Raw genomic sequence first — 24,293 nt, 5'->3', positions numbered from 1 at the left:
CGCATTTTTTATTTAAATTAGTACCATAAAGTAAAACCATGTCTTCAAAAACACGATTAGATCGCGCCTTTAAAAACGCAAAAACGATTCCTTTTAACGACGATTCTAAATTTATATTATTTAGCGATTGCCATAGAGGTGATAATAGTTTTGCAGATGATTTTGCTAATAATCGTAACATTTATTTTCACGCCTTAAAGCATTATTATACTGAAGGTTTTCAGTATTGTGAAATTGGTGATGGTGATGAACTTTGGGAAAACCTATCGTTTGAATCTATTTTTAATGCGCATAAAAACGTTTACATGCTCATGAAACAGTTTCATGATACAGAACGCTTACATATGATTTGGGGAAATCATGATATGGTATATCGCAACCCTAAATATGTAGAGAAACATTTATCTACTTTTTTTGATGCTAAAACAGGACAAGATAAAGATTTATTCTGCGGAATTAAATATCATGAAGGTCTGATTTTAAAACATACCGAAAGTAATCAAGAACTTTTTTTAACACATGGCCATCAAGCTGATTGGTGGAATTACACCTTTTGGAAATGGAGTCGGTTTTTAGTTAGAATACTTTGGAAACCCTTAAACGTAATGGGAATTGCAGATCCTACTACTCCTGCAAAAAACTACACAGAATTAATAAAGGTAGAACGTCGTACAAAAAAATGGATTAGCGAAAATAATAATCAAATTACTATTGTTGGTCATACGCACAGACCACGGTTTCCTAAGCCTGGTGATATTGCTTTTTTTAATGATGGTAGTTGTGTACACCCAAGAAGTATTACGGGTATAGAAATTGAACACGGTAAAATATCACTTATTAAATGGCATATTGAAACTACCGATGATGGTACTCTTAAAATTGTAAGGACCTTACTAGAAGGTCCCACAAAATTAATAGATTATAAAACGTCTGCTTCTTAAAGAGAATTAATAAAACTTAATAAGTCTTCACGTTCTGAAGTAGATAATGCTTTAAAGTTATTTTTAGCAGTTTCAGCCTCACCTCCATGCCATAATATAGCCTCTGTAACACTTTTTGCTCTACCGTCGTGTAATAAATCTGTATGACCATTAACTACTTGTGTTAAACCAATTCCCCAAAGCGGTCTTGTTTTCCACTCATTTCCATCGGCTAAAAAGTCAGGTCTATTATCTCCTAATTCATCACCCATATCATGTAACAACATATCTGTATAAGCATAAATTGTTTGATTTGAAATTGCATCAATACTATGATTAGAAGTATCCATACTTGGCACGTGACATCTAGCACATAAGGCATCTTCAAATAATTGAGCACCACGTCTTACGTTTTCATCTTCAATATTTCTAGGCGCAGGAACCGCAAGTGTTTGACAATAGGTTGCAACTTGATTCAAAATTTCTTCGGTAATTTCTGGATCATCACCTAAACCATCGTTTCCGTTGGTTTGACCATCTCCTGTTTCTGCAGTAAAAATATAAGTAGTAATTCCCATATCTCCTAAATATGCTCCTGCACATTGCTCTAAAATAGTTGCCGTATTAGCTTTCCAACCAAAACGACCTAATTTTGTGGTTCCTGAAATAGCATCGTAAACATAATTTGCTTTTCCTGAAATACCATCTTCATCACTATCATTAATATCTTGATATGCTATAATATCTTCTTCTGAAATGGCTTCTAATAAACCTAATCCAAAAACTGGAGGTGCAATACGAGGTGATAATAATATTGAACTTGGTACAGCCACATAAGTATCAATTAAATTATAGTCTGGTTTTTGAAGCGTGATCTGAGTACCATCGGCTAATGTTTCAACGAAAGTTGTATAATTAACTTGAAATTTTGCTTCAGGTTCATAACCAAAAATAGCTTGATTTTGAATTTGAAGTCCAAAGTTAGGCACTGCAACCGGACCACCATTCTCGTCAACACCAGGTATGCTTGCTCTTAAGAAAAAACCACTTAAGGCATTTATATTATCTGGAAAAGGAGCTCTACCATCTTTTGGATGACACGAAATACAAGATGTGTTATTAAAAATGGGACCAATACCTCCATTTATACTTGCTGGTGCGGTTACAAAAGCAGCTTCAAACTGAAAATCACCATCTAAATGCGTATCTAAATCTATACTATTAAGATTTGCTGCAGGCGTACTAAATGCGTTACTTGAGGTTAAGAATATGGTAGTCTCACCACCAGCCATTAAACGAGATTCTAGATTTGGTAAATTTTCGTAATTACTAGTCTCATCAGATTGACATGAAGATAATAACGCTGCTGCGGAAAGCAAGCAAAAATAAAGAGGAGATTTAAATTTCATTAGATATAAATTTTTAAACGAGAAAAAGAACATCAAAATCTGATGTTCTTTTTAATCACTTATTTATTATTTAAAAGGGAGACTATAAGTTTGAAATAAATGGTACTAATTCACTTTCTAAAACTACTAATAATTCAGCAACTTTGGTTTGAGCATTTTGTACAGCTGTTCTGTCATTTACAATAGCATCAGTGAATGTTCCTGAAATGGCTTCGATAGCTGTAATAGCATCTGAAATTGCACCTTTCACTGTAACATCTAAATCTGCATCTGTAAGAATTACAATATCTGTAAGACCTTTATGGTCTTCAGCATCAAAAGTACCTAAGTATATGTTTTGAATACTTCTAATATTATTAGCAAAATCTAATTTTGAGTTATTACTAAAACGAGATTCTTCAGCTTCTGGTTTTGCACCACCATTATTTCCATTTAACGGTTCTTCAATTTTACCATTTGCAACTTCATCAGCAATAATTGCTAATCCTTCTACAATTTCTTCTAAAGCACCTTTTTGAGATGTATAGATTGATCCAGATTCACCTGCATTAATAAAGTTAGCTGCAAAATTTCCTTGAGATGCTAACCATCCAAAGTATAAATCTTGAGTTTGAGCTTGTAAATTTTGAGTAGCAGCTACTAAGTATTCAAGTTCTCTAGCTGTTAATTCTGATGCTGCTTTATTTCCATCTAATCCCCAAACAAAATATTCAATAGTATGAAAACCTCTTGCTTCGTTATTACTTTCTAATAAAGTAGATGTAATAGCGTTACTACTACTTAAAATATTATCAATAGCATTAACATCAACTGGCCAAGAATCAATAGCTGGATCAATTCCGTCTGTATCTACTGGTCCGTATAAAAACCCTTCAGATTCTTCCCAAGGTGCTCTTGTATTTTGCCATGCTTCTTTAACTGCTTGTAATTGCGTTTCGTTTCCAATAGTAAGTGCTGCTGCAGCAGTTTCTAAAGTTTGTGCATTTGAATAAAGACTGTTGTAAGTTTCTGTAATTACATCAACAGATAGATCTGTTAAAACTTCTGTATATATTCCTGCGTTTGGATCTTCAACTTCTGTTGAATCATCATTATCACTACAACTTGTAAGACTAACTGCAGTTAATGCTAATGCGCTTAAAATTATTGAACGTTTTTTCATTGTGTATGTATTTATATGTATTAAAATTTGAATCCTATTCCTGTTGAGAATGTTCTGTCATGCTGTTTTTCACCTGTATATTCTAAGGTAGATAAGTCGTAGTTTTCTGAGCCTAAACGTCTGTCTGAATATTGTGCTTTAACTACAATTTGCGGATGAACAAACCAGTTAATTCCTCCTGTAATTGTACTACGTTCCCAACGTGGGTTATCAATAATACTACCTTCAACATCTTGCATAGTATCGTAATAATCGTAACGCATAAAAGGGTAAAGCATTTGAGTAGATTTTCCTTTTAATAGCGGTAAAATATTGTATCCTATTTCTGCCGAAAGTCCTAAAGCATTTTTACCAACTGGTGTTCTTTTTACACCTAAATTGTTTGATAAATTAGCATTTCGGATAGAAACAATGTTTGAGTTTTCTAAATTTCCGTAAAGACCAATAGCATTAAAACGTAAATTATTTTCGTTATAGGTAACATGTCCTTCAACAATGGTAACATAAGCGCTCTCGCTCATATCATTTTTTGGACGGTTAGCAGCAGCATCATTAATGTAAGCCGCAATACCAACGTATGAATCTTTATGTGTACCAAATTTGTAATCTAATCGTGCTGAAAATGCTAACGATTGTGCGTTTGCCATTTCAAAACGTTGTTGATATCCGTCTTTTATCCAACCTCTTGAAGAAAATCCTGAGGCATCTAATCCGCTTACAATATAAGCGCGATAGTTAAAGCGTTTTGCAAATGTACCGTAAAACTCAATTCCTGTTTCGTACCAACCTAGAGGTAAGATGGCATTTTCCATTTCCTGACGTGTAGTGGTAAAATATTGTACGGGTGTATCTAAACTTTGATGAAGACCGAAATACATTTTCATTTTTCCGGCACGAATGTTAAAATAAGGCGCTATTTGGAAGTTAATATGAACTTGCTCTAGCTTTACGCCTCCTCCAGTTTCAATTTCGTCTTCAAATTCACCAAATTCTTCTTGAGTGTCTAATCCTATTGCTGAAGCTGTTCCTCCGTGTTCGTATTCAATTTCAGTTTTTAAACTTATCTTATCAGTAAATTTATATTCTAAATATAAATTTAAACGTTCAGCATCAAATTTGTCTTTTAATTCTGGATCAGTATCATAATCGTTATTATAATAATTAACAACACCATATCCTCGTAAGCTGAATCTGCTAACATCAACTAAAGGCTTTTTTTGAGATTGTGCTTTAGCTTCAAATTCTGCTCTAAGCTCTTGCTTAATTTCTTCCTTAAGCTGTTTTAAAGCGATTGAATCGTTTTTTACTTGCGCATTTACACTAGCAGAAACAATCACTAGTAGTATACATATTACTTTTTTCATTATATCATTATAAATAAGACTGCAAATCTATTCTTATTTAGACTTAATACAAATAAAAAAACGAATTTATTTTAAGAAAATTTTATGATTTTAAAAAAAGAGTGTTTTTAGGCTTAACTTTCAGGTGCTAATTCTACCTTAAGTCCTTCCATTTCGGGAGTCATTTGTATTTGGCAACCTAGACGTGAGTTATCTTTAACATTAAAAGCTTCAAAAAGCATTGCTTCTTCATCGTCTTGCATTTCAGGTAATGGTGTGTCACTTTGCACATAACATTGGCAAGACGCACACATAGCCATACCGCCACAAATACCAATAGTACCTTCGGGTGCTAGTTCGTAAGAGCGTACAACTTCCATAAGATTCATAGCCATATCTGTAGGTGCTTCAATATCGTGAGAAACACCATCTCTATCTATAATTGTTATGTTTATGTCTTGTTCCATTTTAAAAAATATTTCTATTTTGTAGGTATTCCGAAGTAATCTAAAAAAATAATATTCAACTGAATATTATTTTCTCTTACTCAATTTTCTTTACAACTGCTTTTGGCGATTCTTTTCTTGTACCATCAAAACCATCAATTCCGGCAACGGTAGTATATTTTAATACATAGCGTTTTCCTGGATTAATAATTTGATATGCAGATTGACACATTAATGTTGCTTCATGAAAACCACATAAAATCAGTTTTAATTTACCTGGATATGTATTAACATCTCCAATGGCATAAATTCCTGGAATATTGGTTTGATAATCTAAAGCATTATTCACTTTAATGGCATTTTTTTCAATCTCTAGTCCCCAATTTGCAATGGGTCCTAATTTTGGTGACAATCCAAAAAGCGGAATAAAGTGATCACATTCTAACTCTGTTTCTGTTTCAATATGTTGTGCTTGTTTTACCACAACACCTTTTACGTGTTTATCCCCAAGAATACCAACAACTTCTCCAGGAGTGATTAAATTAATCTTTCCTTGATTTTTTAATTCTTGTACTTTCTCAACAGAATCTAAATGTCCTCTAAATTCACTACGTCTGTGAATTAAAGTTACACTACTAGCAATATCACTTAAAAAGATACTCCAATCTAATGCAGAATCTCCTCCTCCAGCAATCACCACTTTTTTACCGCGATATATTTCTGGATCTTTAATCATGTATTCCACACCTTTATCTTCAAAATCCGAAAGATTATGAATTAAAGGTTTACGTGGTTCAAAACTACCAAGTCCACCAGCAATTGCTACAACTGGTGCTTGATGTTTTGTTCCTTTATTTGTGGTTACTATAAACGACCCGTCTTCTTGTTTATCTATAGTTTCGGCACGTTCACCAAGTGTAAACCCAGGTTCAAACTGCTTGCATTGTTCCATTAATTTAACCGTTAAATCATCGGCTAAAATTTCTGGATATGCAGGGATATCATAAATAGGTTTTTTTGGATACAACTCCGAACATTGACCACCAGGTTGCGGTAAAGCGTCAATTAAATGACATTTCAATTTTAAAAGACCAGCTTCAAAAACGGTAAACAATCCTGTTGGGCCAGCGCCTATAATAAGTATATCTGTTTTAATCATGAGTTTTAATTTGTGGGGACAAAGTTAAAGATGAAAATATTACTTTAATATGATAAAAATCACATTTTAAGCTTCTACATTTATAACTTTTTCAATTTGTGGAGCGTACTTTTTCACAGTCATTTCAACGCCAGATTTTAGTGTCATTTGATTCACACTACACCCAACGCAAGCACCGTGTAATTGTACTTTTACAAATTTATCTTCTTCAATAGAAACAAGAGAAATGTTGCCTCCATCACTTTCTAAAAAAGGACGGATTTCATCCAATGCTTTTTCTACATTTAATCTAAGTTCTTCTGAAGTCATTCTTATTTATTTATCTAGTAATTCATTTTTTTAAAGAACGAATTACTGCGGAATTATTATTTTTTCACTGCTGAACAACCAGCCATTGTTGTAATTTTAATAGCCTCTGTTGGAGGTAAATCGTCATTACGTTTTACAACTTCGTAAACTACATTTTGAGTGATTTTCTCAAAAGCCTGACTTAACACAGTATCTTCTTGTAATGCTGCTGGACGACCAATATCTCCTGCTTCGCGAATAGATTGTATTAAAGGAATTTCGCCAAGGAAAGGTACTTTTAAATCTTCCGACAGGTTTTTAGCACCCGCTCTTCCAAAAATATAATATTTATTATCTGGCAACTCATCTGGAGTAAAGTAAGCCATGTTTTCAATAATTCCTAAAACAGGCACATTAATGCTCTCTTGTTGAAACATTGCAACTCCTTTTTTAGCATCTGCTAAAGCAACATTTTGAGGTGTACTTACTACAACTGCTCCTGTAATAGGTAGCGATTGCATGATACTTAAATGAATATCTCCTGTTCCTGGAGGTAAATCAATAAGCATAAAATCTAGTTCTCCCCAGTGTGCATCAAAAATCATTTGGTTTAATGCTTTTGCAGCCATTGGTCCTCTCCAAACTACAGCTTGATCTGGTTTTGTAAAAAATCCGATAGATAACACTTTTACACCGTAATTTTCAACTGGTTTCATTTTAGATTTCCCTTCTACATTTATTGCTAAAGGTTTCTCGTTTTCAACATCAAACATAATTGGCACTGATGGTCCGTAAATATCGGCATCTAAAATCCCAACATTAAAACCCATTTTAGCTAAAGTTACCGCAAGATTTGCTGTTACTGTAGATTTACCAACACCACCTTTTCCTGATGCTACAGCTACAATATTTTTAATTCCAGGGATATTTTTCCCTTTAATTTCATTTTTTGGAGCTGCTGGAGCGTTAACTTTTACATTAACTTTTATTTTTGCTTTTTCGTAAACCTTTTCATGAATTGTTTTCATGATTTCAACTTCGGTTTTCTTTTTAGCCTGTAAACTTGGGTTTGTGATTGTAATATCTACAACAATCTCATCTCCAAAAGTAATTATGTTTGTAACGGCTCCACTTTCTACCATATTCTGTCCTTCACCAGGTGCAGAAATAGTTTCAAGTGCTTTAAATATATCTTGTTTATCTAACTTCATATCTACTGATATTAAATATTTTAGTCGTAAAAATCGTTCTTATTTACATGAGCGATTTCACGGTTTAAGTCTGTTTGTTTTATTCTTTAATTAAGAATCATTCTATTATGCAAATATACTGCAAAAGGTTTACAATTAGAAGTAGAATAATTGAAATGATGAATCGTGTAATTGAAGATGGAAATACGTTAAAAAAAGCACTTAAATTTCTTTATTTTTAACTTCCGAAGAAAAAACGAGCTTATAGTTCTTGAGAAGGATCCCAATACACAGACGGTAAATCTACAATCTGAAGCTCTTTTACTTTAATCCCTTCGCTTTCTAAAAGCTGTTGCATAAGATTGGTACCATCAAAATGATGTTTTCCTGTAAGTAAGCCTTTCCTGTTTACCACACGATGCGCAGGAACATCTTTTCCGTGCGAACCATTCATGGCATATCCAACCATACGAGCACTTCTTGCTGCACCTAAATAGGTTGCAATAGCGCCATAGCTGGTAACACGACCAAAAGGAATTTGTTTAGCGACCTCGTATACTTTATCGTAAAAATTTAATGTTTCGGGCTTCATGTTTCTTATAACGATCTAATAATATTTACCAAAGTTACAATAGCAATTAAACCTGTAATGGAGCCAATAATACGGTTCATGTTTTTTTGAGATGTAAATGTGCGATCTTTAATTTTATCAAAGAAAAACATATACAGATACAGCATTACAAAAGTTCCGGTAGCAGCTCCGGCAACGTAAGATAAGATACTTATACGCTCAAACTCTAACCATCCTAAAGACGATAATGTAACCGTCATATAAGCTTGATACGGAACTGGAAACACGTTTAACCCAGATAAAAGCATCCCTTGAAAAAAACGGGATTTTTTACTTTTAGTACGTGGCTTAATTTCTTTTTTTGGTCCTGACTTTGCAATCAATAAAAAGTAAACTGTAATAAGTACAAATAATACAAAAGCGACACGCTGCAACACAGCAACTACATCTTGATGATTACTTAAATAACGTGCAAAAAGTGCTGCAATATAAGTTTGTAAAAACACAATACAACAAGCACCTATTGAAAACATTATACCACGATTAGCACCTTCTTTAAGACTAATTTTAGCGGCAGTCATATTTAATAAACCTGGAGGTACAACACCTACAAGCGCAATAATTAATCCTAGAAAAAAAACAAGCGTGATATTCAAAACTATTTGATTTTAAATCTAATATACGTAATTGCTTTATCATGCACTAAATACTGACTTTCGTAAAATGTTTGTATACTAGTCACTTCTTCAGGGCTTCCTTCTTGTTTGTATACATCGTGGTTAGCGTATAATACTTCGTGACCTGCACCATGTAATAATCCTAAAGTATAACCGTGCATAAACTCGCTATCGGTTTTTAGGTTCATTACACCATCTGGTTTTAATATAGATTTATAACGTGCTAAAAAATCGGCATTTGTCATACGGTGTTTGGTACGTTTGTATTTTATTTGAGGATCGGGGAATGTAATCCAAATTTCATCGACTTCGTTTTCTGCAAAGGCGTGATCTATTAATTCAATTTGTGCTCTTAAAAACGCAACATTAGGAATACCGTCTTCAATAGCGGTTTTAGCACCTCTCCAAAAACGTGCACCTTTAATATCTACGCCTACAAAGTTTTTGTTTGGATATTTTTGCGCTAATCCTACTGAATATTCACCTTTACCACAACCTAGCTCTAAAACTAAAGGGTTGTCGTTTTTAAAAAAGGTTTTGTTCCATTGTCCTTTTAATTCGAAATTGCCTTCAACCAATTCTTCTCTTGAAGGTTGAAATACGTTATTGAAGGTATCATTCTCTCTAAAACGTTTCAGTTTATTTTTACTTCCCACAGTTGTAATTTAATGTTTATTATAAGATTCGGTAAAATTAAGGAAATATATCATAGCGATATAATACTTATCTTTGATATTATTGAAAAATGCGTGAGGGATTGAAGCTTTGTTGGAGCTCTTATTTTTTTTAAGAAAAATAAAGCGACTGCTGAAAGCCCGACTTGAGGTAACGAAAGGCACGCCCAAAAGCTTATGAAAAAACGAATTTTAGTTGCGCCGCTTAATTGGGGTCTTGGTCATGCTACACGTTGTATACCTATTATACAAGGATTAATTGCCTGTGATTACGAACCAATTATTGCGAGTGATGGAATTGCATTGGAACTTTTGAAAAAAGAGTTTCCGCAACTTATTACTGTAGAATTACCGAGTTATGGGGTAACTTATGCTAAAAAAGGAAAATGGTTTAAGCTGAAAATTATTGCAAATTCGCCCAAAGTAGCGAAGGCGATTAAAAACGAGAAAAAAGCCACAAAAGCCATTGTTAACACTTATAGTATTGATGGAATTATTTCTGATAATCGCTTAGGTGTACACTCTAAATTAGTGCCATCGGTTTTTATTACGCATCAATTACAGGTTTTGAGTGGCTCTACGACTTGGTTGAGTACTAAAATTCATCAGAAATTTATTTCAAAATTTAATGAATGTTGGGTGCCGGATAATTCGGGAACTCCAAATTTGAGTGGAAAATTGGGGCATATCAATTTTTTAGATATTCCTATTAAATATATTGGACCGATAAGTCGTTTTGAGAAAAAAACACTTCCTAATCGTTATGATTTTATGATTTTATTATCGGGACCAGAACCTCAGCGTACACTTTTGGAGGAAAAAATGTTATTGCTTTTTAAGGATTTTAACGGTAAAGTTATGTTTGTAAAAGGGGTTATTGAAGACAAACAACATATTGAGCAGTTTGAAAACATGACGGTTTACAATTATATGAAAAGTGATGAACTGGAAACGGCTATTAATGAGAGTGCTTTTGTTATTTCGAGATCTGGATATACTACTGTTATGGATTTGGCAAAATTGGATAAACGTGCCTTTTTTATTCCAACTCCTGGGCAATTTGAACAAGAATATTTGGCTAAAAAGCTAGATGAACAACAACTTGTTGCACATTGCACACAGGATGAATTTAGTTTAGAACAACTTAATAATATATCTAATTATAAGGGTTTGAGTGATATTCATTATGAGTTAAATTACAAGAAATTATTCAACCTTTTCCAAGGTAAATGAGAATTCACTTCCTACACCAAATTCACTTTCAATATAAATTTTTTCGTCGTGAGCTTCAATAATATGTTTAACAATAGCGAGTCCTAATCCTGACCCTCCTTCTTTTCGCGACCCACTTTTATCTACCCTATAAAAGCGTTCAAATAGTCTTGGGATATTCACTTTTTCAATCCCTTCTCCATTATCGGTAACTCGAACGATAACTTTGTTTTTTATAAGATTTTCAATACTAACCTCGGTAGTTCCTTTTTCGCGTCCGTATTTAATAGAGTTTACAATAAGATTGGTTAGTACTTGTTGAATGCGCTCTTTGTCACCGTTCACCAAAATTGGCTGTTTATATTCCATATCAAAAGTAAGGGTGATGCGTTTTTTTGCGGCTTTCATTTCTAATAATTCGAACACGCTATCTACGAGTTCTACAATATCAAAAACATCTACATTAAGACTTAAATCTCCAACTTCTAGTTTTGTAATCATATCTAAATCGCGTACAATATAAATAAGGCGCTCTACGCCTTTATTGGCTCTTTCTAAATATTTTTCTCTTATTTCTTGGTTATTTTGTGCGCCATCAATAAGTGTCTCCAAATAACCTTGAACAGTAAAAAGAGGTGTTTTTAATTCGTGAGAAACGTTTCCTAAAAACTCTTTTCTGTATTCTTCTCTTACTTTTAGGGTTTCTATTTCAAGTTTTTTATCTTTTGCATACTTATCAATTTCTCTGGTAAGTGTTGCCATATCTGTTGTTATGGGTTGCTTACGCAAAGAACGTGCTTCTAGAAGTGTAAGATCATCGTATATTTTTTTTACACGACGGTATATAAATCGTTCAACTCGGTATTGAATAATTAAAAATGAAATGACGTAACATATTGGCACAAAAAGCATTGGAAACAACCATTGCAATTCTGCTGTTACGTATAAAAAAACACTCGTAAAGAGCGTTAAAAAAATGGTGATATACAATGAAGTTCGGATAGCGAACTTGTATGTTTTTTTTAATTTTTTCTGCATTTATTCTACAAACTTATAGCCAACACCTTTTACAGTTTTAAAGCTTTTATCTCCTATTTTTTCTCTAAGTTTTCTAATATGAACATCAATAGTACGACCTCCAACAACAACTTCATTTCCCCATACTCTATCTAAAATTTCTTCTCTTTTAAATACTTTTCCTGGTTTTGTAGCTAATAAAGATAATAATTCAAATTCTTTACGAGGTAAGATAATTTCTTCTCCTTTTAAAGTAATTTTATATTCTTCTCTATTAATAATAAGGTGTCCTATTTTCATGATACTTTCTGAAGCATCATCTTCTTTTAATCGTCTTAAAAGAGCCTTTACTTTACTTACTAATACTTTTGGCTTAATTGGTTTTGTGATATAATCATCGGCACCAGCATCAAATCCTGCTACTTGAGAATAATCCTCACCTCTTGCGGTTAAGAATGTAATAATAGTTTCGCTTAAATCTGGAATTTTTCTAATTTGCTCACAAGCTTCAATACCATCCATTTCTGGCATCATCACATCTAAAATGATTAACTGAGGACGTTCTTTTTTTGCTTTTTTAACAGCTTCAAATCCGTTTTCAGCAGTAATTACCTGATAGCCTTCAGAAGATAAATTATAACCAACTATTTCTAAAATGTCTGGCTCATCATCTACCAATAATATTTTAATATCCTTTTTTTTCATTTCTAATGTTTTGAGAAATTTTGATGTGTAAAGGTAAACTTAATGAAAAAATCTAAGACTAAGGTAAAACAATAATAACATTATGATAACCTATAACTTACAAAGTAATAACTATTAATCAACGTTTACAGTAACAGATTACAGTTTAAACAGCAGTCATTTAATTGCTAATAAGCTACATAACATTCAATTAACACAACTAGCAAAACGGTGTTATCATATTGTAAAATAGACAAGTATTGATTTCTATTTTAGTAATTATCACAAAAACTCATTATATTTGTATACTAATTTAGACAAATTAATTATGAAGAAAATTTACTTTTTATTATTCACATTCATTGCAACTACAGCATTTAGCCAAGAGCTAATGCTTAATGGTAGTTTTGATAGTTGGGATGACGCAACAACGCCAACAAGTTTTTCAAAAATTGAAAGCACTGAACAAGAGTCTACTGAATTTCATAGCGCACCTTACTCTGCAAAACAGACAGGAGGAACTAGTGATTTAGGACAAACTATTACAGGAATTAACCCTGGAACATCTTACACAATATCATTATGGTATAAAGTTGACGCAACTGGAGCTGATGGTACTGATGCTAGAATATGGAGTTACTGGAAAAATGGTTCGTCTAATGTTTCTGATAACGCTAGTGAATTAAGAGGACCTGAAAATGCTTATTTTGACAATAACGGAAATGTTTGGACAGAATACACAACAACAGTAACAGCTCCTGCTACTGCAGATTCTTTTTACTTTGAAGTAAGAACTTACGGTAGTGCAGTTGTATATTGGGATGATTTTTCAGTTGTACAAGAAGCTGGAACTGTACCTACTTTAGGAGTAGTTTCTCCTGCTAATAATAGTAATGTTGCTGGTCCTGATGTAAGTATTGAACTTAGCGTACAAAATTTTGATGTAGATGTAACTACTGGATCTGGTGACGGACACATACACTATACTGTTGATGGTGGAACACCTGTAATGAAATTTGACACAGACCCAATTGCTTTAACAGGATTATCTACTGGTGAGCATACTGTAGATTTACAATTAATGGACAACTCTCATACTGCTATTGATCCTGCTGTAACTGCTTCAGTTACATTTATCGTTTACGAAACACAAACACTTCCTTTCACAGAATCTTTTGATTATACTGAAAATGAAACTTTAGCTTCAAACGCCCCATGGACAAACTATTTTTCTGGTGACGATGTAATGGTAGTAGCTGATAATTTATCTTACTCTACATTAACTGGTAATGGTAATGCAATCTCTTTTGATGGTGATGGTGTTGACCCTGTTGTTGATTATACACCAACTGCTAGTGGAACAATTTACGCTTCATTTATGTTAAAAGTAACGTCTTTATCAGAAAGTGCTATAGATGGTTATTTTGCAACTTTAAGAACAGATAGTGGTGGTTACGAATCTAGATTATGGATCAACCCAACTGGAGCTACATCTTACAGAATAGGAATTAGCAACGGAGGAACTCTTACACAAATTGATGCGCCAACTACAGATTACCAAATTGGTGAAACTATATTTATTGTATTTAACTACGATATAGATAACAATACAGTTAGTGCATGGGTAAATCCTACTTTAGGAGGTACTGAACCAACTGCTGATATCACTGAAGCTTCTGGAAGTACAGATAATACTTTTTCTCAATTTTTAATCCGTCAAGATAGTACTAACGAAACTCCAGGAATTGTAATGGATGAGTTAAGAATTGCTACATCTTGGGCATTAGTTACTCCAGGAACTTTATCTGTAAACCAATTTGAAGCTAATAACTTTAAACTTTATCCTAACCCAACAGCTACAGGATCTGTAAACATTATTTCAGCTCAAGCTGGAACTGTTGAAGTATCTGTATTTGATATCTTAGGAAAACAAGTGATTTCTCAAACGGTAAACAATAATACATTAAACGTTTCTCAATTAAACGCTGGTGTTTATATCGTGAAAATATCTCAAAATAATTCTTCTGTAACTAAGAAGTTAATTGTTAAATAATATAATTCACATATTACTTAAAAGCGCTACCAACCGGTAGCGCTTTTTTTTTATGGCTTTATTTAAATATATGTTAACAAATTGTTTCGCCTTTTTTACCTCTCATAATCAGTTAAATAATTGATTGTATAAAATATAGCAAATTCATTTTTTCTATTATTTTTGTGCTATTAAAATCTAACAAAAAAATACATGAAACAAATTTACTTATTCCTTTTTGCTTTAACAGCACTTAATGCTTCGGCACAAACAACTATCGACTTTGATACTGCAGAAAACTGGTCTTCTGGATCGTCATATGATTCATATACTTACTCTGAAGGATTATTCTCTTTCGCTAGTGAAAACAACTATCAAGAATCCGGTTCAAGAACATTTGGAAACGAAGGATTAGCATCTAGATTAAATAAAAGTTCTAATTCTGAATTAACTGCTACTATAGCTTCTGGAGGTGTTAATACATTTTCAGTACTAATTAGTGCTTGGGATAATAGTCCTTCTCCAAATTTCAACTTAGATTACTCTGTTGATGGTGGTACAAGTTGGACAGATGTTGCAACAATAAATAATGAAAGCTTAAACGACGACACAGAATATGTAAGTTTTGGAGCTACAATTGCAAATGCTGCAGATAACATTATGGTTAGAATTAAATCTAATGGAACTACAGAAAGAATTATAGTAGATAACTTTACTTGGACAGGATTTAGTTCAGACTGCGAGGTTACTTTTAACACGGCAACTTATGCTTGTGAGACTAATACTATTGGTGATGATAATGATACAGTAACAATTAGCATCCCTTACTCTGGTGTTGATGCTAATATTACTAGCGTTACTACAACTACTACAGGAACTGTTGCTGGAGATAACCCTGCTACGGTTGAAAACGGAACGGTTACAATTTCTGGTTTATCAGAAGGAGATAGTTGGAATGTTAATTTAGTAGGTGGAGACTGTGGTGCAATTAGCGCATCTGGAGTTGTGCCAGCTGATAACTGTGACCCAACACAAAACACATGTTTTGATATTAGTAACGGTACTGAAAAATTCGAAATATTTGATGCTGAAACTACTACTTCTTGGGAAGAAACCAACGGTACTTACTCTGCAAACGGTTACTGTGGTGGCGGTTGTGAAAACGCAATTGATGGTTGGTTAGTTTTTGGTCCTTTAGATGTTACTGGAGTTTCTGATTTAGCTTTAAAATTTGATGCTATTAAAGCATACTCTGAAACAGCATTAACTGTAAACTACACAAGTAACTATATTGGTTGTCCTACAAACACAACTTGGTCAGTTGCTCAAACTTTAACATCTTCAGATAGCTATGAAATTGATTTATCTGCAGCTACAGGAACACAAATTTATGTTGGTATCCAATATCTTGATGATGGTGCAGATGGATATTCTGAATGGGATTTATCTAATGTAGAATTAGCAACTTACGGAGCTTGTCCAGTATTAGGAACAAGAACTGTTGCTGACTGTTCAACATTATCTAATATTGATGTTGAAGCTACTAACTTTGCAATTTACCCTAATCCAACAACTACAGGATCTGTAAACATTATTTCAGCTCAAGCTGGAACCGTTGAAGTATCTGTATTTGATATCTTAGGAAAACAAGTAATTTCTCAAACAGTAAATAACAACACTTTAAACGTTTCTCAATTAAACGCTGGTGTTTATATCGTAAAAATATCTCAAAACAATACTTCTGTAACTAAGAAGTTAATTGTTAAATAATATAATTTACATACTATTAAAAAGCGCTACCAATTGGTAGCGCTTTTATTTTTTATATACTTTTGTAGCTATGATACACACTGCCGATATTTTTAACATAAAGACACCTCAAGAATTTGAAACCACAGCACTCAACATGTTTAAGTTTCAGTTTGAAAACAATCGCGTGTATCGTTCTTACTGCGATTTACTTTACATCCACCCAAGTGATATAAGTCAGGTTAAAGACATTCCTTTTTTACCAATTCAGTTTTTTAAATCACACAGTATTGTAAGTACAGAAGAACCTATTGAAAAAACATTTTCAAGCTCAGGAACTACAGGAAGTATTACTAGTAAACATCATGTCACAGATATTTCGATTTATGAAGACAGTTTTAGAGCAGGTTTTAAAGCCTTTTATGGCGATATTTCAGATTATGTAATATTAGCTTTATTACCTTCCTATTTAGAACGTGATGGCTCGTCATTAATCTACATGGTTGATGATATGATAACACAATCGAAACATAAAGAAAGTGGCTTTTATCTTCATAATTTATCCGAATTAAAAAACACACTTTTAAGATTAGAATCTGAAGGCAAAAAAACACTACTCATTGGCGTTTCATTTGCATTATTAGACCTTATTGAGTCGCACCAATTTCAGCTTAAAAACACCATCGTTATGGAAACCGGTGGTATGAAAGGTCGCCGAAAAGAATTGGTAAGAGATGAACTTCACGATTTACTTAAAGAAGGTTTTGGTGTTGATGCGATACATAGCGAATATGGAATGACCGAATTATTAGGTCAGGCATATTCAAACGGACACGGACGCTTTAAATGCCCAAATTGGATGGCCGTTTTAACACGCGATCCAGAAGATGCATTAACACTTTTAGATACAAATAAAACAGGAGGTATAAATATTATTGATCTTTCTAATAAAAATTCTTGCGCATTTATTGCAACACAAGATCTAGGCAGAGTCGAGGATGACGGCACTTTTGAGATTATTGGCCGCTTTGATAATTCAGATATTAGGGGTTGTAATTTAATGGCGTTGTAAGGAATGAAAAACAACTACGTCTAAACTATCACTAAGAAAAAGAAAGATTATTTTTAGTTTATTGGTTTTTTAAAAAACGCCTGATTTCGATCAGGCGTTTTTCTATTTATAACAAGTACTAAAAACTATATTTAGAGTTATACTACTTTAATAATGTAGGTATTTTTCTTTCCTTTATTAAGGATAATATATCTGTTGTTAATTAAATCTTCAGATGATAAGATATAATCTTCTTTAACTTTTTCTTTATTTACAGATACGGCATTTTCTTTAAGTGCACGTCTTGCTTCACTATTAGAGGCTAAAAAATTTGTTGTTGCAGAAAGTGCTGCAATCATATCTAAACCTTCTAAATCTGCCTGAGCAATTTCCGCTTGCGGTACACCTTCAAAAACATCTAAAAATGTTGTTTCATCTAAGGTTTTAATATCTGCTTTAAACGTTTTACTAAATAAGATATTTGATGCTTTTTCTGCATTTTCAAAATCTCCTTTTGAGTGTACAAAAGTAGTTACTTCTTCGGCTAAACGTTTTTGTAATAATCTTAAATGAGGCGCTTCCTGATGTGCTTTTACAAGGGCTTCAATAGTTTCTTTATCTAAGAATGTAAATATTTTAATATATTTTTCGGCATCTACATCTGTACTATTCAACCAAAATTGGTAAAATTTATATACTGAGGTTTTATCGGTATCCAACCAAACGTTTCCACCTTCACTTTTTCCAAATTTAGAACCGTCTGCTTTTGTAATTAACGGACATGTCATAGCGTAAGCTTTTGCTTCTTCTCCAACATTCATACGTCTTACAAGCTCAGTTCCGGTAGTAATATTACCCCATTGATCACTTCCTCCCATTTGTAACACACAGTTGTGGTGTTTGTATAAGTGGTAAAAATCGTAACCCTGTATTAATTGGTAAGTAAACTCTGTAAATGACATTCCAACATTTCCATCATCACCTGATAAACGTTTCTTTACAGAATCTTTAGCCATCATATAATTAACGGTAATACGTTTACCTACATCACGGGCAAAATCAATGAAAGAAAAGGTTTTCATCCAATCGTAATTATTTACTAAAACTGGCGAATTTTCTGACTCAGAATTAAAGTCTAAAAAGCGAGATAACACACTCTTTATTCCTGCCACATTATGATTTAAAGTTGCTTCATCCAAAAGATTACGCTCATCACTTTTTCCTGAAGGATCACCAATCATTCCAGTTGCTCCTCCTACCAAAGCGATAGGTTTATGTCCTGATTTTTCTAAATGTACCAATAAAATAATAGGCACTAGACTTCCAATATGTAATGAGTCTGAAGTTGGATCAAAGCCTATATAAGCAGTTGTCATCTCTTTATTTAATTGGTCTTCAGTACCAGGCATGATATCATGCACCATCCCTCTCCATTGCAATTCTTCTACAAGCTTATTTGCCATAATATATAATATTGAAAATTTATTTACACAAAGATAAAAATCAATGCATAATTACTAAGCCTTTATGAATAATTCTTTACTTTAGTTGCATGATTTTAGTTACAGGAGGTACAGGATTAGTTGGGTCGCATTTACTACATAAACTTGTTAGTGATAACAAAAAAGTAAGAGCTACTTACAGAACAGACGATAAATTGCAGGCGGTAAAACGTGTTTTTGGATATTATTCTAAAAATATTGAAGTGCTTTTTAATCGTATTGAATGGGTAAAAGCAGATATTACAGACGTTACCACTTTAATTCCTATTTTTAAAAATATTACGCATGTATATCATTGTGCGGCGTTAGTATCTTTTGATCCTAATAAATATTATCAACTTCGAAAAATAAATATTGAAGGCACCGCAAATATTGTAAACCTATGTATATCTAATAGCATTAAAAAGCTTTGTTATGTAAGTTCAATTGCTACTATTGGAAGCAAACAAATTGATACCAATTTAATTACCGAAAGTACGCACTGGAATGCAGAAGATGATAATAATGTATATGCGATTACAAAATATGGTGCTGAAATTGAAGTTTGGAGAGCTACCCAAGAAGGTATTGATGCTGTGATTATAAATCCTGGAGTTATTATTGGACCTGGTTTTTGGGATGGCGATGGCAGTGGAAGTCTGTTTAAAAAGATACATAATCGCTTGCCATTTTTTACTAACGGAATTACAGGTTACGTAGGTGTTTGGGATGTCGTAAAAGCAATGCAGCAACTTATGGATAGTAATATTATTAATGAAAATTATATTGCTGTAGCAGAAAATTTAAGTTTTAATGAATTTCAAACTCAAGTAGCAAAACATTTAAAAGTAAGTCCTGCCAAAAAAGAAGCGAGTTCTTTTATTTTAGAAACAGGTTGGCGTTTAGATTGGTTAAAACAAAAATTAATAAGAAAGCCAAGGTTGTTCACAAAGCAGATGGCTAAATCAGCACGCACAAAAACACTTTATAGTAATAAGAAAATTGTAACTGCTATAGATTTTAAATTTTCTAATATTGAAGATAATATCGCTAAAACATCTGCTTTATATATTAATGATTTAAATAATAAGAGAGACTAATTAGCCTCTCTTATATTTATTCTTTTACTGGTTTTTCAGCTTTAGTATCGAGTTTTTTCACTGCTTTTTTAAAAGAATCTCTTTTTACTTTGCGTAAATTTTCTTCTTTTTCTTTTTCAGCTTCATAAACTTTTTTCTCTTTATCTACCCGTTTTTTAACAGCTTCTAAAATAGCTCTATACGTATCTGTATCATGTGCATAATAGTTATTATTCTGAATAAACTGCACACTATCTATATTGTGTTTTTTAAAAATATAGGTTTCAGGTAATACACCATTCTCTTCTAATGTTTTCTTTTTTATTCCTTTTGCCGAATTCAACAAAAAAACATCAAATAAAACGTCTGCCATTTTTTCTTCAGACATGAGTTTATCTGGTTCTGGAGGCATATCATGAGCACATCCAAAAAAACAAACCACTATAAGTATGAGTATTACTGATTTTTTCATCTATTAAAAGTTAATCTTTTTGCTGCTTTTTCGTTTAAAAACTTAAAGTTATTATATACTAAAGTTCCGTTTACAAATGTGTGTGTAATACGCGATTTAAATGTTGTGCCTTCAAAAGGAGACCATCCGCATTTGTATATAATATTGTCTTTTTTAACGGTCCAAGGACTGTTAATATCTACAACAACAATATCAGCAAAATAACCTGGTTTGATATAACCACGTTTTTCAACCTGAAATAATATTGCTGGATTGTGACACATCTTCTCTACAATTTTCTCTAATGAAATTTGCTCTTTATGAAATCCTTCAATCATAGCAACTAATGCATGTTGCACTAATGGTCCACCAGACGGCGCTTTTGTATATACATTATTTTTTTCGTCTAATGTATGTGGCGCATGATCTGTTGCAATAACATCAATACGGTCATCTAAAAGTGCTTTCCATAATGCTGCTCTGTCATCTGCAGATTTTACAGCTGGATTCCATTTTATTAGTGTGCCTTTTTTATCATAATCTTCATCACTAAACCAAAGATGGTGTACACAAACTTCGGCAGTAATTTTTTTATCTTTTAAAGGTAATTTATTACTAAACAGTTTGGTTTCTTTTGCTGTTGACACGTGAAAGATATGTAATCTCGCACCTGTTTTTTTAGCCAATTCAATAGCTTTAGATGATGAAATATAACAAGCATCTGCACTTCTAATTGTTGGGTGAAATTTAACTGGAATATCGTCACCGTATTCTTCTGTAAATTTTTCTAAATTAGCTTTTATTGTTGCTTCATCTTCACAATGTACAGAAATTACCATATCTGTACTTGAGAAAATTTTCTCTAATACTTGAGGATCATCAACAAGCATATTTCCTGTTGAAGAACCTAAAAATAGTTTTAATCCGGCAACAGCTTTGGGATCTACTTTTAAAATTTCATCTAAATTATCATTAGTTCCACCAAACATAAATGAATAATTAGCGTGAGAAGTATCTGCAGCTATTTGAAATTTTTCTTCAAGTTTCTCAACAGTTGTAGTTTGCGGGTTGGTATTAGGCATTTCAATAAATGACGTAATTCCTCCTGCAATTGCTGCTCTAGATTCTGTTTCAATAGTAGCTTTGTGAGTTAATCCTGGTTCTCTAAAATGCACCTGATCGTCAATAACTCCAGGAAACACATAATTACCTTCTACATCTACCACTTTTACATCGGCAGTTTTTGCACTTATAGAATCTGAAACTTCTTTAATATAATCATCTTCAATAAGGATGTCTCCTTCAAAGATTCGTCCTTCATTAACGATTTTGGCATTTTTAATAAGCACCGTCTTTGTTCTCATATATATTACCTAAATAGGCTTTTTATTTTCATGTTTATAACTCCAAAAATGGCTTCGGAAATAATTCCGCTACTCATTTTAGATTTTCCTTTAGCGCGATCTGTAAAAATCACCGGAATTTCATTAATTTTAAATTTATGTAAGTATGCTTTAAATTTCATTTCTATCTGAAAAGCATAACCAACAAACTTAATAGCATCTAAATTTATAGTTTGTAAAACCTTACGCTTATAACATACAAAACCAGCTGTGGTATCATGAATTTTCATACACGTAATAATACGTACATACCTTGAGGCAAAGTAAGATAGTAAAACTCTACTCATTGGCCAATTTACAACATTTACACCAGTTACATAACGAGATCCAATAGATACATCGGCTCCCTCATGTTTGCAATCATTATATAACTTGATTAAATCATCTGGATTGTGTGAAAAATCAGCATCCATCTCAAAAACATAATCGTATGAACGTGCTAACACCCATTTAAAACCGGCTATATATGCGGTTCCTAATCCTGTTTTATCTTCTCTTTCTAATAAAAATAATTGGTCGCCAAATTCTTTTTGAAGACTTTTCACTTTTAAAGCAGTTAAATCTGGAGAATTATCATCTACTATCAAAACATCAAAAGCTATATCTTGATTAAATACGGCTCTAATAATGTTTTCGATATTTTCTATCTCATTATATGTAGGTATGATGACAACGGCATCTCTCATTAAATAAAATTTTAGCAAAAGTAAGTTTTTTAACCGACTATTTTTATTGAAATCACCTTAATTAAAAGTTAAACAGGTAAAAAATTCTTCATAATTTTACAAAATGTTACGCGAAATAGTTTTAAACGAATGGTATACAATTTTTATGATGTTAGGCTTGGTATTTATAACCCTGTCTAAACATATATTTGCGCACAGATTTACCGATTTTATTCAGGTTATAGGAAACTCTAAGTATCTTAAAATCTATGTGAAAGAACAAAAAACTATTGATGGTTTTAATCTTTTACTTTTTTTAAACTTAATAATTTCTCTTACTATTTTTACCTGTATCGCTTTAGGTGTTTTTACAGAAACGACTACTTTCAACTTTATATTGTTTGTCAAACTCCTTATTGTGTTTGGAGGCCTTTTAACTGTAAAAACATTAATTGAGCGTTTTATTGGTAAATTATTTGATGTAGAACCGCTTATTGATGCTTATCTGTTTGAGAAAACCAGTTTTAAAAATTATAGCGGTATTGTTTTACTTCCTATAAATGCATTGTTATTATTTACAGTAACTCCCTCAAAACCTATAATTTATTGTATAGCCACTTTTATAATAATAATAAATATAATTGGTTTCATAACTTCAATTAGAAACCATCAAAAACTCATAATTTCCAACTTTTTCTATTTTATTTTGTATCTTTGCACTCTCGAAATCGGACCTTATCTGATTTTGTATAAGTTAATTATAGAAAACGAAGCTTAATCTATTACCAACAGCCTATGAAAGTGAAAACAATTTTAGTGTCGCAACCAGAACCTAAAATCGAAAATTCGCCTTATTTTGATCTTCAAGAGAAGCAGAAAGTGAAAATTGATTTCAGACCTTTCATTCACGTTGAAGGTGTTCCCGCAAAGGAAATTAGACATCAAAAGGTTGATTTAAGCCAATATACAGCAATTATTTTAACAAGCAGAAACTCTGTAGATCACTTTTTTAGAGTGGCAGATGAAATGCGTTTTAAAGTGCCAGATTCATTAAAATATTTTTGCCAATCTGAAGCTGTAGCCTATTACCTACAAAAATACGTAGTATATAGAAAACGTAAAATTTATGTTGGAAAACGTACGTTTACAGAATTAGCTCCATCAATTAAGAAGTATAAAGACGAAAAATTTCTTTTACCTACAACTGATAAATTAAAACCAGAAGTTCCTGAAGTATTAAATGGATTAGGTGTAGATTGGAAAGAATCGGTATTTTACAAAACTGTAATTAGCGATTTATCTGATTTAGAAAACGTAACTTATGATATTTTAGTATTCTTTAGCCCAAGTGGTATTGACTCTTTATTTCAAAACTTCCCAGACTTCAAACAAAACGATACACGTATTGCTGTTTTTGGTAATACAACTATTAAGGCCGTTGAATCTCGTGGATTACGTGTAGATATTGCTGCACCAACTCCAGAGACACCATCAATGACTATGGCTTTAGAGAAATACATAGACAAATCAAATAAAGGGAAATAAACCTTTTATTTTTTACATTACATAAACAAAAAAGCGATTCTAAATTTAGAATCGCTTTTTTTATTAACACTTATTTACTGTCTTA

General features: G+C 32.6%; 24 protein-coding genes. 8 read left to right on the top strand and 16 right to left on the bottom strand.

The genetic code is table 11. The features are described from left to right. The first annotated feature begins 38 nt into the window (after positions 1–38). Positions 39–941 (top strand): metallophosphoesterase family protein, encoded by a 903-nt coding sequence (locus ACU4C5_RS06915; protein ID WP_446846338.1) that lies wholly within the window; start codon positions 39–41, stop codon positions 939–941. On the opposite strand, the gene ACU4C5_RS06910 is transcribed toward ACU4C5_RS06915, so the two are convergent. From ACU4C5_RS06910 to trmB, 10 genes are all read right to left on the bottom strand, one after another. After that, the gene (locus tag ACU4C5_RS06910; protein WP_446846337.1) at positions 938–2,329 is read right to left on the bottom strand and encodes a di-heme oxidoreductase family protein; all 1,392 of its coding nucleotides are present in this window, start codon (positions 2,327–2,329) and stop codon (positions 938–940) included. The two genes, ACU4C5_RS06915 and ACU4C5_RS06910, sit on opposite strands and share 4 nt — an antisense overlap. An 82-nt stretch (positions 2,330–2,411) precedes the next feature. Continuing rightward, the gene (locus tag ACU4C5_RS06905; RefSeq protein ID WP_446846336.1) at positions 2,412–3,491 is read right to left on the bottom strand and encodes an imelysin family protein; all 1,080 of its coding nucleotides are present in this window, start codon (positions 3,489–3,491) and stop codon (positions 2,412–2,414) included. A gap of 20 nt (positions 3,492–3,511) precedes the next feature. Further along, positions 3,512–4,855 (bottom strand): porin, encoded by a 1,344-nt coding sequence (locus tag ACU4C5_RS06900; RefSeq protein WP_446846335.1) that lies wholly within the window; start codon positions 4,853–4,855, stop codon positions 3,512–3,514. Between the two features lie 113 nt (positions 4,856–4,968). Further along, the gene (locus tag ACU4C5_RS06895; RefSeq protein ID WP_446846334.1) at positions 4,969–5,301 is read right to left on the bottom strand and encodes a 2Fe-2S iron-sulfur cluster-binding family protein; all 333 of its coding nucleotides are present in this window, start codon (positions 5,299–5,301) and stop codon (positions 4,969–4,971) included. Positions 5,302–5,377: 76 nt separating this feature from the next. Next, positions 5,378–6,439, bottom strand: a complete 1,062-nt coding sequence (locus ACU4C5_RS06890; RefSeq protein ID WP_446846333.1) for an NAD(P)/FAD-dependent oxidoreductase — start codon at positions 6,437–6,439, stop codon at positions 5,378–5,380. Between the two features lie 66 nt (positions 6,440–6,505). Beyond that, positions 6,506–6,748 (bottom strand): NifU family protein, encoded by a 243-nt coding sequence (locus ACU4C5_RS06885; protein WP_446846332.1) that lies wholly within the window; start codon positions 6,746–6,748, stop codon positions 6,506–6,508. A gap of 56 nt (positions 6,749–6,804) precedes the next feature. Next, positions 6,805–7,938, bottom strand: a complete 1,134-nt coding sequence (locus ACU4C5_RS06880) for an Mrp/NBP35 family ATP-binding protein (RefSeq protein WP_446846331.1) — start codon at positions 7,936–7,938, stop codon at positions 6,805–6,807. Positions 7,939–8,179: 241 nt separating this feature from the next. Further along, entirely contained in the window at positions 8,180–8,509 is a 330-nt protein-coding gene (locus ACU4C5_RS06875; RefSeq protein WP_446846330.1) for an MGMT family protein, read from the bottom strand. 5 nt (positions 8,510–8,514) lie between these two features. Beyond that, positions 8,515–9,144, bottom strand: coding sequence for a LysE family transporter (locus ACU4C5_RS06870; RefSeq protein WP_446846329.1), 630 nt, complete (start codon positions 9,142–9,144; stop codon positions 8,515–8,517). 2 nt (positions 9,145–9,146) lie between these two features. Continuing rightward, complete coding sequence (gene trmB, locus ACU4C5_RS06865; RefSeq protein WP_446846328.1) at positions 9,147–9,821, bottom strand: tRNA (guanosine(46)-N7)-methyltransferase TrmB; 675 nt, start codon at positions 9,819–9,821, stop codon at positions 9,147–9,149. A gap of 195 nt (positions 9,822–10,016) precedes the next feature. On the opposite strand from trmB, the gene ACU4C5_RS06860 reads away from it, so the two are divergent. Next, positions 10,017–11,072, top strand: coding sequence for a glycosyltransferase (locus tag ACU4C5_RS06860; RefSeq protein ID WP_446846327.1), 1,056 nt, complete (start codon positions 10,017–10,019; stop codon positions 11,070–11,072). On the opposite strand, the gene ACU4C5_RS06855 is transcribed toward ACU4C5_RS06860, so the two are convergent. Both ACU4C5_RS06855 and ACU4C5_RS06850 read right to left on the bottom strand, forming a co-directional pair. Further along, positions 11,046–12,089 (bottom strand): sensor histidine kinase, encoded by a 1,044-nt coding sequence (locus tag ACU4C5_RS06855; protein ID WP_446846326.1) that lies wholly within the window; start codon positions 12,087–12,089, stop codon positions 11,046–11,048. The genes ACU4C5_RS06860 and ACU4C5_RS06855 overlap by 27 nt on opposite strands. Next, positions 12,090–12,773, bottom strand: a complete 684-nt coding sequence (locus tag ACU4C5_RS06850; protein ID WP_446846325.1) for a response regulator transcription factor — start codon at positions 12,771–12,773, stop codon at positions 12,090–12,092. Between the two features lie 307 nt (positions 12,774–13,080). On the opposite strand from ACU4C5_RS06850, the gene ACU4C5_RS06845 reads away from it, so the two are divergent. The 3 genes from ACU4C5_RS06845 to ACU4C5_RS06835 all read left to right on the top strand — a co-directional run bounded on the left by ACU4C5_RS06845 (position 13,081) and on the right by ACU4C5_RS06835 (position 17,605). Further along, the gene (locus ACU4C5_RS06845) at positions 13,081–14,805 is read left to right on the top strand and encodes a T9SS type A sorting domain-containing protein (protein WP_446846324.1); all 1,725 of its coding nucleotides are present in this window, start codon (positions 13,081–13,083) and stop codon (positions 14,803–14,805) included. Between the two features lie 192 nt (positions 14,806–14,997). Continuing rightward, on the top strand, positions 14,998–16,554 hold the full coding sequence (locus ACU4C5_RS06840) for a T9SS type A sorting domain-containing protein (RefSeq protein ID WP_446846323.1): 1,557 nt from the start codon (positions 14,998–15,000) through the stop codon (positions 16,552–16,554). Between the two features lie 70 nt (positions 16,555–16,624). Next, positions 16,625–17,605: a LuxE/PaaK family acyltransferase gene (locus ACU4C5_RS06835; protein ID WP_446846322.1), complete on the top strand. Its 981-nt coding sequence runs from the start codon at positions 16,625–16,627 to the stop codon at positions 17,603–17,605. A 137-nt stretch (positions 17,606–17,742) separates the two neighbouring features. Here the strand turns inward: ACU4C5_RS06835 and tyrS are convergent, their stop codons facing one another. Further along, the gene (tyrS, locus tag ACU4C5_RS06830) at positions 17,743–19,047 is read right to left on the bottom strand and encodes a tyrosine--tRNA ligase (RefSeq protein ID WP_446846321.1); all 1,305 of its coding nucleotides are present in this window, start codon (positions 19,045–19,047) and stop codon (positions 17,743–17,745) included. A gap of 89 nt (positions 19,048–19,136) precedes the next feature. Between tyrS and ACU4C5_RS06825 the strand changes: the two genes are divergently transcribed. Beyond that, positions 19,137–20,165, top strand: a complete 1,029-nt coding sequence (locus tag ACU4C5_RS06825; protein WP_446846320.1) for an NAD-dependent epimerase/dehydratase family protein — start codon at positions 19,137–19,139, stop codon at positions 20,163–20,165. A 16-nt stretch (positions 20,166–20,181) separates the two neighbouring features. On the opposite strand, the gene ACU4C5_RS06820 is transcribed toward ACU4C5_RS06825, so the two are convergent. Genes ACU4C5_RS06820 through ACU4C5_RS06810 form a run of 3 tightly spaced genes read right to left on the bottom strand, consistent with a single transcriptional unit; the run spans position 20,182 to position 22,684 of the window. After that, positions 20,182–20,616 carry a DUF4296 domain-containing protein gene (locus ACU4C5_RS06820; protein ID WP_446846319.1) on the bottom strand — a complete coding sequence of 145 codons (435 nt, stop codon included), beginning with the start codon at positions 20,614–20,616 and terminating at the stop codon, positions 20,182–20,184. Next, positions 20,613–21,959 (bottom strand): dihydroorotase, encoded by a 1,347-nt coding sequence (locus tag ACU4C5_RS06815; RefSeq protein ID WP_446846318.1) that lies wholly within the window; start codon positions 21,957–21,959, stop codon positions 20,613–20,615. Before ACU4C5_RS06815 ends, ACU4C5_RS06820 begins: the two co-directional genes overlap by 4 nt. Positions 21,960–21,964: 5 nt before the next feature. After that, positions 21,965–22,684 carry a polyprenol monophosphomannose synthase gene (locus ACU4C5_RS06810; protein WP_446846317.1) on the bottom strand — a complete coding sequence of 240 codons (720 nt, stop codon included), beginning with the start codon at positions 22,682–22,684 and terminating at the stop codon, positions 21,965–21,967. A 103-nt stretch (positions 22,685–22,787) separates the two neighbouring features. Here ACU4C5_RS06810 and ACU4C5_RS06805 point away from each other — a divergent pair, with 103 nt between their 5' ends. Beyond that, the gene (locus tag ACU4C5_RS06805) at positions 22,788–23,441 is read left to right on the top strand and encodes a DUF4271 domain-containing protein (RefSeq protein ID WP_446846316.1); all 654 of its coding nucleotides are present in this window, start codon (positions 22,788–22,790) and stop codon (positions 23,439–23,441) included. 17 nt (positions 23,442–23,458) lie between these two features. Continuing rightward, the gene (locus ACU4C5_RS06800; protein ID WP_446846315.1) at positions 23,459–24,208 is read left to right on the top strand and encodes a uroporphyrinogen-III synthase; all 750 of its coding nucleotides are present in this window, start codon (positions 23,459–23,461) and stop codon (positions 24,206–24,208) included. The last annotated feature ends 85 nt before the right edge of the window (positions 24,209–24,293 follow it).

The sequence above is a fragment of the Lacinutrix undariae genome, assembly GCF_052934785.1.
Note: the sequence above shows the minus strand (reverse complement) of the source record. Positions and strands in the feature narration are given on the sequence as shown.